The 20,137-nt window shown below is 40.5% G+C and carries 17 protein-coding genes; 13 read left to right on the plus strand and 4 right to left on the minus strand.

Features of this window, described 5'->3' with window-relative positions; genetic code table 11:
• The first annotated feature begins 18 nt into the window (after nt 1–18).
• From PSR9079_RS15885 to PSR9079_RS15905, 5 genes are read left to right on the plus strand one after another with little or no spacing between them, the layout of a single operon-like run.
• Complete coding sequence (locus PSR9079_RS15885; protein ID WP_149982378.1) at nt 19–1,074, plus strand: agmatine deiminase family protein; 1,056 nt, start codon at nt 19–21, stop codon at nt 1,072–1,074.
• On the plus strand, nt 1,071–1,964 hold the full coding sequence (locus PSR9079_RS15890; RefSeq protein WP_145233544.1) for a carbon-nitrogen hydrolase: 894 nt from the start codon (nt 1,071–1,073) through the stop codon (nt 1,962–1,964). The genes PSR9079_RS15885 and PSR9079_RS15890 overlap by 4 nt, the downstream gene beginning before the upstream one ends.
• 44 nt (nt 1,965–2,008) lie before the next feature.
• Nucleotides 2,009–5,482, plus strand: a complete 3,474-nt coding sequence (gene mfd / locus PSR9079_RS15895) for a transcription-repair coupling factor (RefSeq protein WP_149982379.1) — start codon at nt 2,009–2,011, stop codon at nt 5,480–5,482.
• The gene (locus PSR9079_RS15900; protein WP_149982380.1) at nt 5,482–6,318 is read left to right on the plus strand and encodes a peptidoglycan binding protein CsiV; all 837 of its coding nucleotides are present in this window, start codon (nt 5,482–5,484) and stop codon (nt 6,316–6,318) included. The genes mfd and PSR9079_RS15900 overlap by 1 nt, the downstream gene beginning before the upstream one ends.
• Nucleotides 6,319–6,336: 18 nt before the next feature.
• A complete protein-coding gene (locus PSR9079_RS15905; RefSeq protein WP_149982381.1) occupies nt 6,337–6,588 on the plus strand; it encodes a DUF3862 domain-containing protein in 252 nt (83 codons plus the stop codon).
• 49 nt (nt 6,589–6,637) lie between these two features.
• Here the strand turns inward: PSR9079_RS15905 and PSR9079_RS15910 are convergent, their stop codons facing one another.
• From PSR9079_RS15910 to PSR9079_RS15925, 4 genes are all read right to left on the minus strand, one after another.
• Entirely contained in the window at nt 6,638–7,186 is a 549-nt protein-coding gene (locus PSR9079_RS15910) for an HPP family protein (RefSeq protein ID WP_149982382.1), read from the minus strand.
• Nucleotides 7,187–7,256: 70 nt separating this feature from the next.
• Nucleotides 7,257–8,612, minus strand: a complete 1,356-nt coding sequence (locus tag PSR9079_RS15915; protein WP_149982383.1) for a hypothetical protein — start codon at nt 8,610–8,612, stop codon at nt 7,257–7,259.
• Between the two features lie 116 nt (nt 8,613–8,728).
• Nucleotides 8,729–11,419, minus strand: a complete 2,691-nt coding sequence (locus tag PSR9079_RS15920; protein ID WP_149982384.1) for a TonB-dependent receptor — start codon at nt 11,417–11,419, stop codon at nt 8,729–8,731.
• 823 nt (nt 11,420–12,242) lie between these two features.
• Nucleotides 12,243–12,665: a hypothetical protein gene (locus PSR9079_RS15925; protein ID WP_149982385.1), complete on the minus strand. Its 423-nt coding sequence runs from the start codon at nt 12,663–12,665 to the stop codon at nt 12,243–12,245.
• A 339-nt stretch (nt 12,666–13,004) separates the two neighbouring features.
• On the opposite strand from PSR9079_RS15925, the gene ccoN reads away from it, so the two are divergent.
• The 8 genes from ccoN to PSR9079_RS15965 all read left to right on the plus strand — a co-directional run bounded on the left by ccoN (nt 13,005) and on the right by PSR9079_RS15965 (nt 20,133).
• Complete coding sequence (gene ccoN, locus PSR9079_RS15930) at nt 13,005–14,438, plus strand: cytochrome-c oxidase, cbb3-type subunit I (protein WP_149982386.1); 1,434 nt, start codon at nt 13,005–13,007, stop codon at nt 14,436–14,438.
• A gap of 12 nt (nt 14,439–14,450) precedes the next feature.
• Complete coding sequence (ccoO, locus tag PSR9079_RS15935; RefSeq protein WP_149982438.1) at nt 14,451–15,125, plus strand: cytochrome-c oxidase, cbb3-type subunit II; 675 nt, start codon at nt 14,451–14,453, stop codon at nt 15,123–15,125.
• Nucleotides 15,126–15,131: 6 nt separating this feature from the next.
• Nucleotides 15,132–15,317 carry a cbb3-type cytochrome oxidase subunit 3 gene (locus PSR9079_RS15940; protein ID WP_064667100.1) on the plus strand — a complete coding sequence of 62 codons (186 nt, stop codon included), beginning with the start codon at nt 15,132–15,134 and terminating at the stop codon, nt 15,315–15,317.
• Nucleotides 15,314–16,279, plus strand: a complete 966-nt coding sequence (ccoP, locus tag PSR9079_RS15945) for a cytochrome-c oxidase, cbb3-type subunit III (protein WP_149982387.1) — start codon at nt 15,314–15,316, stop codon at nt 16,277–16,279. The genes PSR9079_RS15940 and ccoP overlap by 4 nt, the downstream gene beginning before the upstream one ends.
• A gap of 148 nt (nt 16,280–16,427) precedes the next feature.
• Complete coding sequence (locus PSR9079_RS15950; protein ID WP_149982388.1) at nt 16,428–16,919, plus strand: FixH family protein; 492 nt, start codon at nt 16,428–16,430, stop codon at nt 16,917–16,919.
• 10 nt (nt 16,920–16,929) lie between these two features.
• On the plus strand, nt 16,930–19,305 hold the full coding sequence (locus tag PSR9079_RS15955; protein ID WP_149982389.1) for a heavy metal translocating P-type ATPase: 2,376 nt from the start codon (nt 16,930–16,932) through the stop codon (nt 19,303–19,305).
• Complete coding sequence (ccoS, locus tag PSR9079_RS15960; protein ID WP_145233504.1) at nt 19,302–19,469, plus strand: cbb3-type cytochrome oxidase assembly protein CcoS; 168 nt, start codon at nt 19,302–19,304, stop codon at nt 19,467–19,469. Before PSR9079_RS15955 ends, ccoS begins: the two co-directional genes overlap by 4 nt.
• Nucleotides 19,462–20,133 carry a sulfite exporter TauE/SafE family protein gene (locus PSR9079_RS15965; RefSeq protein ID WP_149982390.1) on the plus strand — a complete coding sequence of 224 codons (672 nt, stop codon included), beginning with the start codon at nt 19,462–19,464 and terminating at the stop codon, nt 20,131–20,133. Before ccoS ends, PSR9079_RS15965 begins: the two co-directional genes overlap by 8 nt.
• Nucleotides 20,134–20,137: the final 4 nt, after the last annotated feature.

Genomic DNA, 20,137 nt, shown 5'->3' on the forward strand with positions numbered 1-20,137 from the left:
TGTTTGTTTATTAAATTCATGAACTTTAGACTTTTACCCGAATGGGCTGAGCAAGACGCCGTTATGCTCACTTGGCCACACCAAGCCACTGATTGGTGCGACAATTTAACCGCTGTAGAGCCTGTATACGTGCAATTATGTCAGCATATTTGTAATGCAGAGCAATTAGTGATCATCGCTCATGATGAAGCCTTAAAAACACACATTAGCCAATTATTGCGCAACAACGCTGTTGATTTGAGCCGCGTGCATTTTGTTGTTACTCCCTGTAACGATACGTGGGCACGTGATCATGGCCCATTAACCTGCGCCGCAGTTGCTGATAATAGCCAACTAAAAATTGTTGATTTTATCTTTAATGGCTGGGGTAATAAATTTACCAGTGAATTAGATAATAAAATTAATGCGGTACTGGTTAAACAACTTGCCGATACGCGCAATCAATACCAAGCGCTTGATTTAGTTCTTGAAGGTGGCGGTGTAGAGATTGATCAACACGGTGTACTATTGACCACCAGTGAATGTTTGCTTAATCCAAATCGTAATCCAAATCTAACCCAACAAGACATTGAACAGTGCTTGCGTGAACAACTTGGCGCCACCGACTTTTTATGGGTTGATCATGGCTATTTAGCCGGTGACGATACCGACAGTCATATCGACACTTTAGTGCGCTTTGCGCCTAATGATACCTTAGTGTATGTAAAGTGTGATGATAAAAATGACCAACACTTCAGCGCTCTTGATGCCATGGAAAAGCAGTTACAAGGTTTTAAAACAACAACAGGTAAACCTTATACCTTAATTGATTTACCATGGCCAAAAGCCGTATTTAATGATGATGGCGACAGGTTACCTGCCACCTACGCAAATTATTTAATCATTAATGAAGCTGTACTTGTGCCTATTTATGCTGATGCCAATGACGAATTAGCCTTAGCACAAATTCAAACGGCCTACCCTGAGCATCAAATAATAGGCGTAAACTGCTTACCAATTATTCATCAATTTGGTAGTTTACACTGCATTACTATGCAATTACCCCGTGGATTTTTAGCTGGAGCATCATTATGAGCAGCCCTGCAAATTTAACCGTTGCCTTAGTGCAGCAAAGTAACAGTGATAATGCAGCACAAAACATGGCAAAATCAATTGCCGGTATTCGCGATGCCGCAAGCCAAGGCGCACAACTGGTGGTGTTACAAGAATTACATCGCAGTCTGTACTTTTGTCAAACCGAAGATGTTGATGTATTTGATTTGGCAGAGACTATTCCTGGTCCAAGTAGCGACACTTTAGCTGAGCTTGCAAAAGAATTAAGCATTGTTATTGTTGCCTCTTTATTTGAAAAACGTGCCACAGGGCTTTATCACAATACTGCGGTAGTGCTTGAAAAAGACGGCACAATTGCGGGTAAATACCGTAAAATGCATATCCCTGACGATCCAGGCTTTTACGAAAAGTTTTATTTCACTCCGGGTGATTTAGGTTTCGAACCAATACAAACTTCTGTCGGCAAACTTGGTGTCTTAGTGTGTTGGGATCAATGGTTTCCAGAGGCTGCGCGTTTAATGGCAATGGCCGGTGCTGAACTATTAATTTACCCAACCGCAATTGGCTGGGATCCACGTGATGACGAAGGCGAGAAAACACGTCAAAAAGATGCGTGGGTAATATCGCAACGCGCACATGCGGTTGCCAATGGCGTACCCGTGATTAGTTGTAATCGTGTCGGTCATGAAAGTGATCCAAGTGGTCAAAGTGAAGGTATTCAATTTTGGGGTAACTCGTTTATAGCGGGTCCTCAAGGTGAACTGCTAGCAGAAGCCAACAACACTGATGAGCAACTGTTACTTGTTGAACTTGATCAAAAGCGTTCTGAAAATGTAAGACGCATTTGGCCGTACCTACGCGACCGTCGTATAGATCATTACCACGATTTAACCAAAATATATCGCGATTAAGAATAAATTAGCGCCTCAGTTGAGGCGCATTAAAGGAGTAGTAAATGGCGTTTGCGCAATGGGCAGCCTTGCCTTGGGTAAAATCTCAAAAAGATAAAATTCAATGGGGGCAACTCACTGGCAGTGGTTTAAGTATTGCCATTGCACAAGGGGTTAAACAACAAGATGGCTTAGTGCTTATTGTTACCCCTGATACACCCAGTGCACTGCGCCTTGAAACAGAGTTGGAGTGCTTGCTACCCGAGCATCCAGTAATGATATTCCCTGATTGGGAAACGTTGCCTTACGATCATTTCTCACCCCATCAAGATATAATTTCATCGCGCTTAGCCACCTTAAATACTTTAAAGAAAGAACAACAAAGTGTATTAATTGTGCCTGTGTCTACCTTGATGCTACGTACCGCCCCTGCTTCGTTTATTTATGGTTCAACCATTAATTTTAAAGTCGGTGATATTCTCGATACCCACAAACTTCGCAGTAACTTAGAGCAAGCAGGCTATTTGCATGTGCAACAAGTCATGGAGCATGGTGAATACGCCATTCGTGGCTCGATTGTTGATTTATATCCAATGGGCAGTCCGCATCCATTTAGACTCGATTTTCTTGATGACGAACTTGATACCATTCGTTTATTTGATGTTGAAAGCCAACGCTCGGATGAAAAAGTCGATAAAATTGAATTACTACCTGCTCATGAGTTCCCTACCAACGAAGCCGATATTGAACGATTTAGAATAAACTACCGTGAAAAATTTGGTGCCAGCTCATCGCAAGATTCCGTGTATATGCAAGTGACCAAAGGCAATTGGCCTGCTGGTATCGAATATTATATGCCGCTGTTTTTTGAGCAATTAGCCACTATTTTTGATTACCTGCCAGATAATGCGACTGTAATGCAACTGGGAGATTTAGAAGATGCTGCGGAGCATTTTTGGCATGATATTAATGTGCGTTATGAAAACCGTCGAGTCGATCCACTGCGCCCGTTACTTGAGCCAGTTGCACTTTATCAACCCATTAATGAACTGTTTGAAAATTTAGGCAACTTTGCTCGCATTCGGTTATCGCAAGCAAAACTCGCGACAAAAGCAGGCAATAAAAATCTAGTCACCAGCGAGTTACCCGCAATACGCATTGATCATAAACTACATGAACCCTATCAAGCATTTATAAATTATGTAGCAGCGCAAAAGAAACAAAAAGGCCGTATCTTACTGTCAGTAGAATCCGATGGTCGCCGTGAATCTCTGCTCGCTATACTTAAACCCAGCGGCTTAAAGTTTAAAGAGTTTTCATCATTCGATGAATTTGTAAATAGCAGTAGCGATGTTGGCTTAATTGTCAGCCCACTAGAACAAAGTGTAGTACTTGGTACAAAGCCCGCATTATCCATAGTTACTGAACAAGAATTACTTGGCATTAAAGTATCGCAGCGTCGCCGTCGTAAACATAAATACGAAGCTAGCCAAGATGCGCTCATCCGTAACTTAGCTGAACTTAAAGTTGGCCAACCGATTGTGCACTTGGACCACGGTGTAGGCCGCTACCAAGGTCTGCAAACGATTGATGCGGCGGGTCTGATCACTGAGTTTGTAACCATTATCTATGCTAATGAAGCAAAATTGTATGTGCCAGTGTCAGCCCTGCATATGCTCAGTCGTTATTCTGGTGGCGAAGAAGCCAGTGCACCGCTTCATAAACTGGGATCTGATGCTTGGGAAAAAGCGAAAAAACGCGCGGCTGAAAAGGTACGTGATGTAGCCGCTGAATTACTCGATATTTACGCCCAGCGCCAAGCTAAAGCTGGTAATGCCTTTGCCCTTGATGGTGCTGCTTATCGCGTATTTAGTGATGGGTTTCCATTTGAAGAAACTGACGATCAGCGTAACGCTATCGAAGCTGTGCTAGGTGATATGCAAAGTAAACAAGCAATGGATAGGTTAGTCTGTGGTGATGTTGGCTTTGGTAAAACTGAAGTTGCGATGCGCGCCGCCTTTGTTGCTGTAAACGATAATAAACAAGTAGCGGTTTTAGTACCAACTACCTTGCTTGCACAACAACACTTTGAAAACTTTAAAGATCGATTTGCCGACTTACCCATTGAAGTCGGTGTGCTGTCTCGCTTTAATTCACCTAAAGAACAAAAAGACACCTTAGAAAAAATGGCTAAAGGTACCTTGGACATCGTCATTGGTACTCACAAATTAATCCAAGCCGATATTATATTTAAAGATCTTGGCTTGCTCATTGTCGATGAAGAACACCGGTTTGGGGTACGTCAAAAAGAGAAGATAAAATCACTGCGTGCCGATGTTGACATTTTAACACTCACTGCAACACCTATCCCACGTACATTAAATATGGCCATGAGTGGTATGCGTGATCTTTCAATCATCGCAACGCCTCCTGCAAAACGCTTAGCGGTTAAAACATTTGTTCGTCAACGCGATGCAGATTTGATCAGAGAGGCGGTATTGCGGGAAATAAAGCGCGGTGGCCAAGTATACTTTTTACATAATAACGTTGAAACTATTGACCGCGTGGCAGAAGAAATTAGTGAGTGGGTACCTGAAGCAAGCGTCGCTTCTGCTCATGGCCAAATGCGCGAACGTGATTTAGAACAACTGATGAGCGAATTTTACCACCAGAAATACAACGTACTCGTATGTACTACCATCATTGAAACGGGAATTGATATCCCCACAGCCAACACAATTATTATGGATAGAGCCGATAAACTAGGCTTGGCGCAGTTACATCAGTTACGGGGGCGAGTTGGTCGCAGCCATCATCAAGCTTATGCTTACTTATTAACTGGTAATCCTAAAGGGCTGTCGAAAGATGCTGTAAAACGCCTTGAAGCCATCGAGTCACTGGAAGATTTAGGTGCCGGTTTTGCACTCGCAACCCACGATTTAGAGATCCGTGGTGCTGGTGAGTTGCTTGGTGATGATCAATCAGGACAAATGCAGACCATCGGCTTTAGCTTATATATGGAAATGCTTGAGCAAGCTGTGAAATCTCTTCGTGAAGGCAAAGAGCCTACCCTTGATAACTTGCTACAACAACAAAGTGAAGTGGACTTAAAGTTAGCCGCTTTACTCCCTGAAGATTATATTCACGATGTAAATGCGCGACTAGGTATTTACAAACGGGTTGCCTACTGCGCTAACCTAGATGATATGGACGAATTACAAGTTGAGCTGATTGATCGCTTCGGCCTGCTGCCTGATGCAACTAAAAACCTATTTAGTTTGCAACAACTGAAACTCAAAGCCAGCGAATTAGGCATTAAAAAAATTGAAGCAAATCCAAAAGGTGGCTATTTTGAGTTTAGTCAACATACTAAGGTTAACCCTAGCTTCATTATAGGTTTGATACAAAGTGCACCTAAGGTGTATAAAATGGATGGTGCAAATAAGTTGCGCTTTGCGATCAATGAGGCGAATGCCCGCGAACGCTTAAAAATGGTCACTGCAATGATTGCAGATTTCGAAAAAAAGGTTAGCCATTAATGTTGCTTAAAAAATCTCTTATCCTACTGTGTTGTGTATTTAGTAGCACAGCATTTGCAGAACGTTGGTTTGAAGTAGAAGTACTGATATTCAAACAGCGCCCTGCCCCTTATTTGCAAGAGGATTTTAGCTTAGACAAAGAGCCAATTAAGGCTAAGCGTAGCGTTGATTTACTGACACCACTTTATACTGCGCAAGCTAAACAGGAGTGTATCAACGGCGACACTCGCTTTAATTCACAGTCATTAACCGATTCTGTGATTGGTGCCAATCGCTCTAATTTATGTGATGGCAGTATTGACTACCTACACAGTTACTCAGCACTGCCACTTAGCCCAATAGCGCCTGTTAAAGACGATATGGAGCAAACCTACTTACTTGCTCCCGAACAGCTACAATTTATATCACAACAGCAAGAGCTGGCGCGAAAAGGACTCAAGCCTATACTTCATACAGGATGGCGTTTTGAAGGTGCGAGCCAATCTCGCTCTGAAAGCATTAAACTGTTTGGCGGTAAATTATTACGCGCACCTGTGATTGCACAAACGCCACAGTATACAAATAATGACTTTATTAGTTTAGTCAACACCAATCAGAGCATAGCCCCAGTAGTTGAACAAGCTGCGGATCAATGGGAGCTAGACGGTAGCTTTAATATTTACTTGCGCCATTATTTATTTATTAACGCCAGTTTTGATGTGAATGAAAGACAAGCCAACGGTGAAATCCAACACGCTCGGTTCGCACAATTCAAACGTGTTATAAGTGGCGACATTCATTATTTTGACCATCCTAAAATGGGCATGATTGTACAAATTAGAAAATTCAAACACTAAATAAAGGAAGATGACCGAATGAAAAAGCTTTTAATTATTGCTGCAGCATTAAGCCTAGCAGCTTGCTCAAAAGTAAGCTTAGAGAATTACGAAAAAATCGAAATTGGCATGGATAAAACTGCAGTAGAAGCTATTTTAGGCAGTGCTGATAATTGTGTTGAAAAAACCCTACACACAAATTGTACATGGGGCGATGACAGTAAAAACATTGAAATCACCTTAGTGTCAAACAAAGTATCTTTGTACAGTAAAACTGGTTTAGAAAAATAAACCATTGCAGTAGGTAGTAACAAACTTACTACCTACTGACTTAATGTTATTACCACCAATAAACAGGATAATGACGTTTAGGATTGCGTGATAAATTATTAACTAGCAACCCAACTAACAGCATAATTGTCGTACCAAACAACACAGGGCTAAGCACATAGTAATAACCAAGCTGTTGTATACCATTACCACCAATAACCGCAATCAATGCAGTAGCGCCACCGGGAGGATGCAAAGTACGTGTTAAGTGCATAACTGCAACTGATAATGATACAGCCAAAGCACTTGCCAACATTAAATCAGCAGTTAGCAGTTTTGCCACAGTCACACCTACCAACGCGCTGAGAGCATGACCGCCAATAAGATTGCGCGGCTGAGAAAACTCCGCTAATGGCGCACCGTAAACAAGCACTGCAGTTGCACCTAAAGAACCAATTAAAAATAAATTAGTTAACGGATCAAACTGTAAACTTTTACCAATTATAGCAACCAAATAAATGCCCAAAAATGACCCAAGTAAAGACCACATAATTTTACTCATTGGTTTACGTGGTGGACATTGACTGGTTGCGGCCATCCTGGAAATCAGAAAGCGCATATCACTTCCCCTCAAGCTGTGTAAAATGAGGGAGATAATACCTGATAGATAAGAAAATCGACGACAACTTTTATTCCATTTCGCTATAAATAAGCTCAATACTAACAATTTTACTTCTATTTAAAGTGATTTTATAACGCTGATACTTTATCTCTTCGTCATTTTGATATGAAAGCACTACATTTAGTTGATAGCGGCGCTCCACACTTTGTTTTGATATTTTATTACTATCAAGATGATACAGTTTACCTTCGCCTTTTTTTAAGTTCCGCGCAAACGCCGCTAAACTAAACTGCAAGGTCTGTTGCAAGCTATCATAACCAGGTAAAAACTCTTTTGCATTAACCCGAATTTCACTGGCAAAGTGCAGCCATTGCGCTGCTTGTTTATTTTGTTGACGTCGTTTTGAAAATATTTTTCGTACATCCTCTGGAATATGTTTAAAGCGTGTATATTCAAGCCAGATGTATTGTGTAGCTATTTTATCTTTGGTTACACTATTTCGAAATTGAAACCGCCATTTTGGCCGCCCTTTCACAATAGCTCGCCAAATAACTCGTGTTATATCTTCTTTAAAAATTTCTCGCATCCCGTAAATAGCGCCCAAAATGATCACTAATGTCGCAGTCACTTCGGTAAATGAGATCCGCGCATTCAGAACCACAACCATAACAAGCGCCATTATAATCGCTGTAACGGTTCCTTTAACCAATCGTTTTAAATAACTATTAAGGTAACGAGTATTACGATTTAACACCACACCATGCTCAATCAAACGCTGTAAAAGACGCATCTTATTGGTGATCCGGTTTGCATCCTGAAGGGTTGATTCCGAGTTATATTGCAGCTCATGTCGATAATCTTGCTCGGCTTTACAAAAATTCATCAGATCATTACGCTCTTTCGCGTAATCACTGCTACGAGGCCCTTCGTCAAGTAATTTTAAAAACGACTGCTCAATATGCCAACTCAGATAGTTATCTGCATTGGTATAAAACGAGATCAGTTTTTCATCATCTGGTGTGTAACGCCTTAGTTTTTTAAGTAAGCTTTGACTTTGTTCACATAATTCAATAGCGCGCTGATAAAACTCATCAACTTCTTCAATCTTCAATGTATCTTTGATATCGGTATCAATCGCTAGGCGGACTTGATAACAATACAAATTGAGGTTTTGCCGATAGTCTTGTTGTTCACCTTTATTTTTACTAACAAAGCGACTGCGCACTAAAGGTAAATGGATATTATTGGCGTTATACGCTAAATACGATTTGAAGTGGTTATTAAAATACGATTCTTCTGTTAACGTTTGCGGATTGATGCCCATTTCATTCGGAATAGAAAAATACATATCAATGCGCTGTTCAGAGCGCGGGCTCAATTCAGGTTCAATTATAAAGGATAAGTTTTCATCCTGTTTTAGCAATCAGCTCTCCTAATAAGTAAAAAGATGCCTCTAGTTTACTGCCACACTTTCATTTGTTCAATAAAAAAAGGCCTAGTAAAAACTAGGCCTTAGATAAAATCAAAGTTACTTACTGATTAAAGTTTAACATTCACACCAGCAAAGAAACGACGACCTAATACATCATATGTGAACGGATCAGTATTTGAATCGTAGTTACCTGAGTAATAAGGTGGTTGTTTATCAAATAAGTTATTTACACCAGCTGAAACACTCACGATATCATTTATCATATATGAGCCACTTATATCGTGGTATACAATAGATGGAGTCGTTGGTGCAATACATTTACCCGGTTCATTACGACATGTAAAGCTATCCATTCCGGCAATATAACGGGCTTCATACGTTGCATCCCAGCTATCACTGCTTGCTGTAAGGTGGAAGTTTGACTTAAGATCTGCAAAACCACCGCTACCATTTGTAACGTAGCCTTGGTAATCAATCACAGCACCAGTGTCTACTACATACTCGTCTAAATATGTTGTATCTAAGCCTGCTTTCCAAGCTACACCTAATGCATCAAATGAATACGCTAAGTTTAAATCAATACCTGATGTTTTTTCAGAACCGATATTACGTAACTGGTTATTAAATACTATACGGCCATCTGGACGTATAAATGCACCGGTATTTTCACACAGTGTAGTACCTGTGCCGCTAGGATTAATACATTGATCAACAACGAATTGACTAGTGTAAGTACTGATCGCATTTTCAATTTCAATATCGTAGTAATCTACTGTCATTGAAAAGCCGCTAATCCACTCAGGCTCATACACGATACCGAATGTTAATGTATCAGCTTCTTCTGGAGTTAGAGCTGTATTACCACCAACAGTAACTTCAGCTTGATCGTCTGCGCCAGGGTAAGTTACACCATCATAAGATATTGCTTTACCTGAATACAATTCATCAACAGTAGGAGCACGGAAAGCCGTTGAACGCACAGCACGCATCATTAGCTCGTCTGTTGCTCTCCAAGTTAAACCTAACTTCCAAGTATTATCTGAACCAAAGGTGCTGTAATCAAAAGCACGAATTGCCGCACTTAATTCAACACTTTGCGCTAAAGGTGCATCTGCTAATAATGGAATTGCAAATTCGACATAAGCTTCATCAACATCAAAGCCGCCACTTGTTGGATCGATACGAGGATCATTACCTAGACCTTGTGCAGCAATTGAGTCAGGATCTTGCCATGCTTTTTCTTGACGATGCTCTACGCCAGCAGCAAATGCAGCATAACCTGCAGGTAGTTCAAACATCTCACCAGACAGTGAACCAGCAACGATAAATAACTGGCTGCCACCTGATTCTTGTTCTTTGTAAATATAAGGATTTACATTTGCTTGAGCCCAATCAGCTTCATTTAAAGGATTAAATGTGCCAGCATCTACGGCCGCTTTTAACGCCGAAACATTGTGAAGATTGCTGGTTTTACTTACTGAATCGTTACGACCAAAATTTGCAGAAAGATCCCAAGAGTAATCATTAATTACACCTTCAGCACCAACAACTATGCGCACAGTATCTACAGTTTGGGTGTAGTTACGAGTACCACTTTCGCTCATACGACGACGGTAGCTAATTGGGTCACCTGCAGCGTAGTTGGTTGGCGTTGTAACATAATCACCATTTGCATCTTCTACAAACGCATTATTAACAACTTGACGTTTATCATACGTTTGGCCTAATAAGCTATTGCCCATAGTGCTTGGATCGTAGTTAAATGCAAAGTTAATTGGTTGTGGAGCTAACTGCTGCTCTGACCAACGTTTAGTATAAGTGAATTCACTGAAGAAACTTGTGTCGTCGGTAAGTTCATATGTACCAAGACCCGTAATATTTAAACGATTCATTGGTGTATATAAATAGCTACTTTTTGAGTAGTTGTATGCATCAGCTGCTGTTGTGTAGCGATGTAAAGTACCGCCTAGTCCACTTAAACCACTGTCGTCAGCAACACCCGTCTTCTCTAATTCACCATCTTTATTTAAGATATCAGCCGTCACATTACTTTGAATGTGTCCACCTTCGCTGAATGAAGAACCACCACAATATAGGCCATTTGCGCCTTCTAGTAGTGGGCAGCTTGAGAAGTCACGATCACTTTGGCTTGCTTGGCCACGATTAGTGTACTGAGCACCAAAAACAATATTACCTTTATCAAAAGAAGTACCAACTGTAAAATCAATTGAATTTTCAGTTGCATCATGCTTTGAAGTCATTGCAGTGTTTACATTTAAATCTAAACCTTCAAAGTCATTTTTAAGGATGATGTTTACAACACCTGCCACAGCATCAGTACCATAAACAGCAGAAGCACCATCTTTAAGTACTTCAATTTGCTTGATCATTGATACTGGAATAGTGTTTAAATCAACGGTAGACGCTGCACCAGTCCCTGAGTTGATCATACGACGACCGTTAACAAGCACTAAAGTACGTTGAGAACCTAAACCGCGAAGGTTAATCGATGCGTTACCGCCAGATCCATTATTAACACCAGGGTTTGTCATTGCGCCGCCTGTAGCGGTCATCTTTTGTAATACGCTATCGATGCTTGTTGCACCCATTGCTTTAATATCATCGGCGCCAATTAATGTAACTGGGCTAGCGGTTTCCATATCTGAACGCTTAATGCGAGAACCCGTTACTTGAATTTTTTCGATAGTTTGCGCCGCATTTTCAGCTGCTGCTACTTGCATCGTTGAAAACATAGGAATAGCTGTAACAACAGCTAAGCCAATCATAGATTTTTTCATGTGAAACCCTACTTGTTGGAGAAATACCTTGCTCAGGTAGCGCTCGTTTTATTTGAGAATATCGAGTCAGCGATGGCAACTTAGGCGGATTTAACTGAATGAAATCTGAATGAGTGGTCAATAATTATCTTTGCGATTATTGATAAACCTGCAACAGGTACGTTAGTTAATGAATGTTTCATTGTTAACTACTTAATACAATTTAAATTCATAAACTTAAGAACAAACAAAAACATTTTAAACATGTATGAAATCAAACTGATGGATTTTGTAATTATATGTAATTAACGTATAAAAATACCTAAATCAGAAAATTTCACAAGTTAATCACATCATTTTATTAAAACTGCAAAACTGACCAACAACTGCTAACCATAGTTATGCAATAATTTTGCGTATTTAAGCTCTATGCAACTTTTTTGATAGCAATATAGTGGGGTTTAGCTTTGTTCATTGCAGCTTAATGTCAAAATAAGGTGGTTTTATGCGCACTCTATAAATTTTACTGAAAATATAAAAATTCAAGGCGAGACTTAAACTAGAAACCCTGATTTACAAATAGATACTCAACTTAATATTCAGCGTATTATTTCAGTAAATATTGCTTTGAAGTGTTTTGATGGGTTAAAGGTTCAATTAAAAAAATGGGTCCAGTGCATTATTAATGCATGAAGTCAGCTAATACTTAGCTAATGAAGGTACCAAAATTTGCGTGTATAGATGGGTAGAATAGTTGATAACGAACGTTCGTAACTCTATACCCTAAGCTTCGGATAGCAAACTTCTTAACCAACACTCCGATTTGATATGGATTAAACTGATATCAATAAGTCGCATCAAAGTAATAAAATATCTGCTTAAGTTGGCCCTGTGGATTTTTAACTTCGAGTGTCAACTTCCAGGTCATATTGCGCTCGGAACAAATGCCAACCATACCTTGCGCGACTAAAATATCATTACGCGGCTCAAAAAACACTGGAATATATCCCATATACATAGTGATACCTTCAAGCTTAGCACTGTGAACTAACAATGTGCTTGGTAACGATAAATGTATTTCAAAAGGCGTCTCTGGTGTTATTTGTTGCTCACTCAACCAAATTTTCACCTGATTATCATACTCGCATAACTGATTTGGCCGACAACTTGCATCTTGAGTTTGCGCTTCTATACTTAGCGGTTGTGGGCCACACGCCATTAACATATGCAATGCGCTTAAAAACACAACTAAAAGCTTAATTGGCATAGTATTCCTTAGATAAATTAAAGGCCGATACTAATCAGCGTACTGTTAAAATACAACCACTGAACAAAATTCTTACACAAATGTACAAAAGTGTGTCAAAAAATAGCCAACTGCATGTGAAAAATTGATTGATGTCATAATTTTATGCAATTGACCTATCTTTTTTAGGCCAAAAATTTTATCATTTCCCCGCAAAAATAAGGGTTTCTCGAGTTTGTTTTCTGAAGCAGTCAAGGCATTGAGGGTTTTTTGATAACATACTTGAGAATAATAGTAGGCCCCACTTTATAAAGTGGGTAATTCATTTCTAAACGCATTTATTGCAGCGGAAGCCAGAAAATGAGCCAAACAGTAGCATCACAAACTGAGTACAACTATAAGGTTGTACGCCAATTCGCTATTATGACAGTGATTTGGGGCATCGTTGGCATGAGTATTGGGGTTCTGATTGCTGCCCAATTAGCTTGGCCAGCACTTAACTTTGATACACCATGGTTAACATACTCTCGACTACGTCCGTTACACACGAACGCAGTTATTTTCGCATTTGGTACCAGTGCACTTTTTGCAACATCTTATTATGTTGTTCAACGTACTTGTCAAACGCGCCTTCTTTCCGACAAATTAGCCGCCTTTACATTTTGGGGCTGGCAGTTAGTTATCGTACTTGCGGTTATCACTCTACCTCTAGGTATAACAAGTTCAAAAGAATATGCTGAGCTTGAGTGGCCAATCGATATTCTAATCGCTATTGTCTGGGTTACCTATGCAGTTGTATTTATGGGCACCATTGCTAAACGTAAAGTGTCTCATATCTATGTTGCTAACTGGTTCTATGCTGGCTTTATCATTACTGTTGCAGTACTTCATATTGTTAACAGCATGGCAGTACCAGTATCACTGACTAAATCATACTCAATCTACGCCGGTGCAGTAGATGCTATGGTTCAGTGGTGGTACGGTCATAACGCTGTAGGTTTCCTATTAACAGCTGGTTTCTTGGGTATGATGTATTATTTCGTGCCTAAACAAGCTGGTCGTCCAGTTTATTCATACCGTTTATCTGTTGTTCACTTTTGGGCATTAATATCACTGTATATCTGGGCTGGTCCTCACCACTTACACTACACTGCACTTCCTGATTGGACACAAAGTTTAGGTATGGTGATGTCAATCATCTTATTCGTTCCATCTTGGGGCGGTATGATCAACGGTATCATGACGTTATCTGGTGCATGGCATAAACTACGTACTGATCCAGTACTACGTTTCTTAGTTGTATCGTTGTCTTTCTATGGTATGTCGACCTTCGAAGGCCCAATGATGGCAATTAAATCAGTTAATGCTCTTTCTCATTACACTGATTGGACTGTTGGCCACGTTCACTCTGGTGCGCTTGGTTGGGTTGCAATGATTTCTATCGGTGCTATTTACCACCTTATCCCTGCGTTATTTTCACAAGGTCGTATGTATAGCGTGAAACTTGTTAATACACACTTCTGGTTACACACTGTGGGTGTTGTACTTTACATTGTAGCAATGTGGATCTCAGGTGTTATGCAAGGTCTAATGTGGCGTGCAGTAAATGCCGACGGTACATTAATGTACAGCTTTGTACAGTCGCTACAAGCATCACATCCTTTCTATGTTATGCGCTTCTTAGGCGGTGTGTTCATCGTCACAGGCATGCTGGTTATGGCTTATAACGTTTACCGTACAATTTCAGCGAAGAATGACTCGTTGAAATTAGATGCGCAAGCACAATTAGCATAACGGAGTGAGATGATGAGCAATAAAAATTCACAAAACAAACATGAAATAGTCGAAAAAAATATCGGCCTTATGGCTATCTTGACTGTTTTTGCTATCAGCTTCGGCGCATTAGTAGAGATCACTCCACTGATGTTCCAAGACGATACAACAAAGCCAGTGGATGGTTTACGTCCACTAAACGCGCTGGAAATGGAAGGTCGCGATATCTATGTGCGTGAAGGTTGTTATAACTGTCACTCACAAATGATCCGCCCTTTCCGTGATGAAGTAGAACGTTACGGTCACTACTCTGTTGCTGGTGAATCAGTATGGGATCACCCATTTCAATGGGGTTCTAAACGTACTGGTCCTGACCTAGCACGCGTAGGTAAACGTTACTCGGATGACTGGCATTATGCTCACTTAGTGAATCCACGTGCTGTGGTTCCTGAGTCAAACATGCCAGGTTTCCCTTGGTTAGCAGAGGATCGTGTTGACACTAGCCTTACTCTGAAAAAGCTTAAAATTTTCCGTGATACATTTGCTATTAATCCACAAAACCCAGCTCACCCTGGTTTAGGATATGGTAGTGATGAAGAACTAATCGCTGATGTTGCTAAAGTTGATGCAATGAATGACGGTAAAGGTGCGACAGAAATACAAGCCCTTATCGCTTATTTGCAACAACTTGGCACGCACTTGAAGTAATTAATTATGGATTACGGAACATACAGAGGCATTTTAACTCTGGTAATTTTAGTACTATTTATTGTCATTGTTGTGTGGGCATATAGCAAGCGTAGTAAAACTCGTTTTAAAGACGCCGCTAATGTCATCTTTGAAGATGAGAAAAAACACAACGATACAATCTCTAACGAGGAAAAGGGGTCTGAGAAATGACTAGCTTTTGGAGTATATGGGTTATTGTATTAACCCTTGCATGCTTATTTATCATTTTTGGCTTACTAGTGTGGAATTTAACAAACTACACTGGTGTTAAAGAAGGTGAAAGCTGCGGGCACGAATTTGATGGTATTGAAGAACTAAATAATCCGCTACCTAAGTGGTGGACTTACATGTTCTTTGCAACATTTGTATGGTCAGTTTACTACTTAGCAGCATACCCAGGTTTAGGTAATTGGGAAGGTATTGCTAAATGGAGTAGCTCTAACCAAGGTATTACCTCTTTAGCTGAATCTAAAAAAGCAATTGAAGAAGCCAAAGCGAATGGTGAATTTGTAAAGCTTGATAAAGAATATGAAGCTGCAGATGAGCGTTTTGGTCCTATTTTTGCCGCTTATGCTCAGCAAGATATCGAAACGCTTGTTACTGATGAAAAAGCACTGGAAATTGGCCAGCGTTTATTCGCACAAAACTGTTCGCAGTGTCATGGTTCTGATGCCCGTGGTGGTCAAGGCTTCCCTAACCTAACTGATAAAGATTGGTTGTACGGTGGCACGCCAGATAAAATCAAAGAAACACTGTTACATGGTCGTATTGCTGCAATGCCACCTTGGGGTGCTGCATTGGGTGAGCAAGGCGTTAAAGAAATGACTGCTCATGTACTAAGTTTATCAGGTCGTACCGTTAACCAAAAAGACGCAGCCGCAGGTGCAGCTAAGTTTGCAATGTGTGCCGCGTGTCATGGTGCTGATGGTAAAGGTTCAGTTGCACATAATTTACCGTTTGGTGCACCTAACTTAACTGATAACATCTGGCTATATGGTGGTTCTCAACGTGCTGTTGAAGAAACACTTAACAACGGTCGTGCCGGTGTTATGCCAGCTTGGAAAGACATTTTAGGTGAAGAAAAAATTCATCTATTAACTGCATACGTTTATAGTTTATCGCAAGATAAATAACTAAAACGTTAATAGAATGTTTATATTTTAATGTTTTAATTCAATAGATTAATTCAGATCAAAAAAGCCTCCATCTGGAGGCTTTTTTTTAGTTTTTTCAACTTAAATCCTATAAAATGCCCTTATCGTAAACTAATTAAGTGTATTTATGACCCCTACTCCTTGGTATAAAAATTTCTGGCCGTGGTTCTTAATCTTTTTTCCGCTAGTTGCCATCATTGGTTGTATTTCCCTTTTTATAACTGCGATCGGCAATGGTCCTGATATGGTGGTTGATGATTACTATAAAAAAGGCAAAGCAATTAACTTAGAACTGAGCAAATTCGAGAAAGCTAAAGCGTTATATTTACATGGTGACTTGCTAATCGAAGCTGATAAAGTCAGATTTAAATTCAATAAGGGGGACACCAGTAATATCCACTCATTAAAACTATCGTTTTATCACCGAACGATTCAGGCTCATGACTTTAGTACTCATTTAACCCCAAATGCGAATGGTGAATTTACAGCAATTGTCGAACCATATACTGATGGTGCTTATACTGTATTTATTGAGCCGATAGACGGTAGCTGGAAATTAAAAGAAAACATCACTTTGCCAAGTGAGCAAAGTATTGCCATAAGTCCTGAATATAAGTAGTCACCCCATCATGTCTAATAACTGCTTTCATTGCCTTGAAAGTGTACCATCGGGTTTTAACGCTACTGTTGTTATAGACGGTAGCGCGCAACCGATGTGTTGCATAGGCTGTCAAACCGTTGCCGAGACGATTGTTGCTCAAGGCATGACCGATTATTATAAATTCAGAACCGTGCGCGCTGGTAAAGTAGAACAGCTAGTTCCTGAGCAATTAGCATTTATTAGTAGTTACGATAACCCAGATATTCAAGACGAGTTTATTTCTCAAACCAACGATATCAGTGAAGTGTTATTGACCGTTGAAGGGATCACTTGCGCTGCCTGTGCATGGTTGATTGAAAGGCAACTGTTAAACATACCCGCAATCAAACGCGTTGACGTAAATACATCAACAAACCGCGCGATGATCCAATGGCATAAAGATCAGACACCATTAAGCGACATTATCAAATCGTTATTAGAAATTGGCTACAAGGCCTACCCGTTTCAAGTCGATGTTGAAGCAAGTCAAAAGCAGCTAGTTGCCAAAGCGTATATACGCAGGCTCGGCGTAGCAGGCTTAATGACCATGCAGGTGATGATGTTTGCTTTCGCCATGTACTTTGGCATGTTTTCTGGTATGGAAGAAAACTTTGAACAGTATTTTCGATGGATCAGCTTAATACTCGCTTCACCGGTTATTTTATACAGTGCTATGCCCTTTTTAACCAATGCAATTAATGGCTTAAAAGCCAAGCAGTTAAACATGGATCTTCCTGTATCCCTGGCTATTTTTGGCGCATATGGCGCAAGTAGTTACGCCACCGTGATGGCCGTGGGTGAAGTGTATTTTGAATCAATTTGTATGTTCACCTTCTTATTATTGCTAGGTAAATATTTAGAGTTCCGAGCTCGTCTTAAAGCCAGTGAGTTTACTGCTAACTTACAAAAGTTATTACCACTTACAGCCCGTACTTTGGATGAAAACGGCCACGAACATATTATTGCAGCTAAAAAATTAAAACTCGGTGACCGAGTCTTAATTAAAGCCGGGGAAACAATTCCAGCAGATGGTGTTATTTGCACTGGCAGCACCACCGTTGATGAAGCAATGATGACAGGTGAGCATTTACCAGTTAATAAGTACATCGATCATCAAGTTTTTGCCGGTACCGTAAATCATGATGGTGTAATTGAAATTCTTATCAACAAAATTGGTCAAAACACTCTTTTAAACCAAATAATTAAACTGCAGCACAGTGCGCTTGCCACCCGTCCTAAACTGGTGGAAATCACCGACAAAGTGGCGCAATGGTTTGTTGCCTGTTTGCTGGTATTTGCTTCACTTACCGCCATCGGCTGGTATCAAGTTGACCCTGAACATGCCTTTTGGATCACCATTGCGGTCCTTGTTGCAACTTGCCCATGTGCGCTAAGTTTAGCAATTCCAACCGCCTTAACCTGCGCGGTGGCTACCTTAACCCGCAAAGGGATACTCATTAAGCAGTCTCATGTGCTAGAAACACTACCACAATTAACGCGCGTTGCTTTTGATAAAACAGGCACGTTAACACAGGGGCGTTTTAGCCTAGATGCTGTGGACTTATTAGCAAATTCTTTATCTAAAAAACAGATTTTGGCTCTTGCAGCGCAACTTGAAAGTTACTCCGAACACCCTATAGCGACTGCATTTAATGAGTTTACACCCGCACAGCGCGACTTAACGAATATTAAAATTCTTCCTGGCTGTGGCATCACCGGTGAAGATAACAATCATAACTATGCAATTGGTAAAAGTGGTTGGTTCAACAGTAAAAAAAGTAATGCTCAAGCAACGTTCTACATTGATCAACAACCAGTTGCTAACTTTTACTTTGTAGATGAAGTAAAAAGTAATGCGGCAAACTTAATCACCTCTTTGCAACAGCAAGGCTTAACCTGTCACATGCTAACTGGGGACGCCTCAAATGCAGGGCAACAAATTGCTAAGAAGCTCAAACTTGATAGCTTTAAAGTAGGCTGTCTACCAGAGGATAAACAGAGCGAAGTGAAGCTGTGGTCAAGCCAAGGTGAAATTGTTGCTATGGTAGGAGATGGTGTCAACGACAGTCCAGTGTTTAATAGCGCGCATTTATCTATCGCAATGGAAACCGGCGCTGATATTTCCAAAAACACCGCCGATGTGGTATTACTCAATAGTGATTTAGCCGCTATCGAGCATTTATTGACGGTATCGAAAAAAACACGCCGAATAATAAAGCAAAATTTAGCGCTTTCATTGCTCTATAATGGTTCAATCTTACCGCTTGCGGCATTAGGCCTAGTTGCACCTTGGATGGCTGTGATTGGGATGTCTGCCAGTTCCATCATTGTGATCAGTAACTCACTAAGGTTATTAAAATTATGAGTATAATTTATATTCTAGTTCCAATTGCTATTTTATTTGTACTGATCGCGATTGGAGTGTTTTTTTGGGCCGTTCGCGGTGAACAATTTTCAGATTTAAACAAACAAGGCCATAGCATTTTGTTTGAAGATGATAAAGAGCAGCATAAAAAAAGTAATGATTGACCCCTTATTTGTCAGCGCTTTTATCATGGGCCTTATTGGCAGCGGACATTGCATAGCAATGTGTGGTGGTATTGCCAGCTCCTTACAATTAGCCACAGATAAAACCCGACCATTGCAGTACTCCATTGCGTATAACATCGGTCGTGCCGGCAGTTATATGCTCGCAGGGGCGCTCGTTGCTGGGATCAGCAGCCATTTTGCCACCCAAAGTCATTGGTTCGCGTTAATTTTAGCGTTTTTAAGTGGCCTGTTTATGATTTTGGTTGGCTTGTATATCATGCGGTTAGGCGCAAGCTTACAATGGCTGGAATCGCTAGGGAAAACCTTGGTGTGGCAGCACTTGGTAAAACTAAATCGTTTTATAATGCCAATCAACTCATTACCTAAAGCAATGGCTTATGGCGCATTATGGGGTTGGTTACCCTGTGGTTTAGTTTATTCAGCGCTAATCTGGGCGATGACCAGCAACACAGCCCTTGATGGCGCTCTAGTCATGCTATTTTTCGCGCTTGGTACGTTTCCCGCGATGTTAAGTATCGGCATGGGCGCACAAGTATTACATAAAGTATTAAATCACCCATGGGCACGAATAGCACTGGGCAGTGTACTTATTTGGTACGGGATTTATTTACTTATCATTGCAACTGACAAGCTGCTGCATTAATCTT

The sequence above is a fragment of the Pseudoalteromonas rhizosphaerae genome, from assembly GCF_902498845.1.
GTDB lineage: Bacteria > Pseudomonadota > Gammaproteobacteria > Enterobacterales > Alteromonadaceae > Pseudoalteromonas > Pseudoalteromonas rhizosphaerae.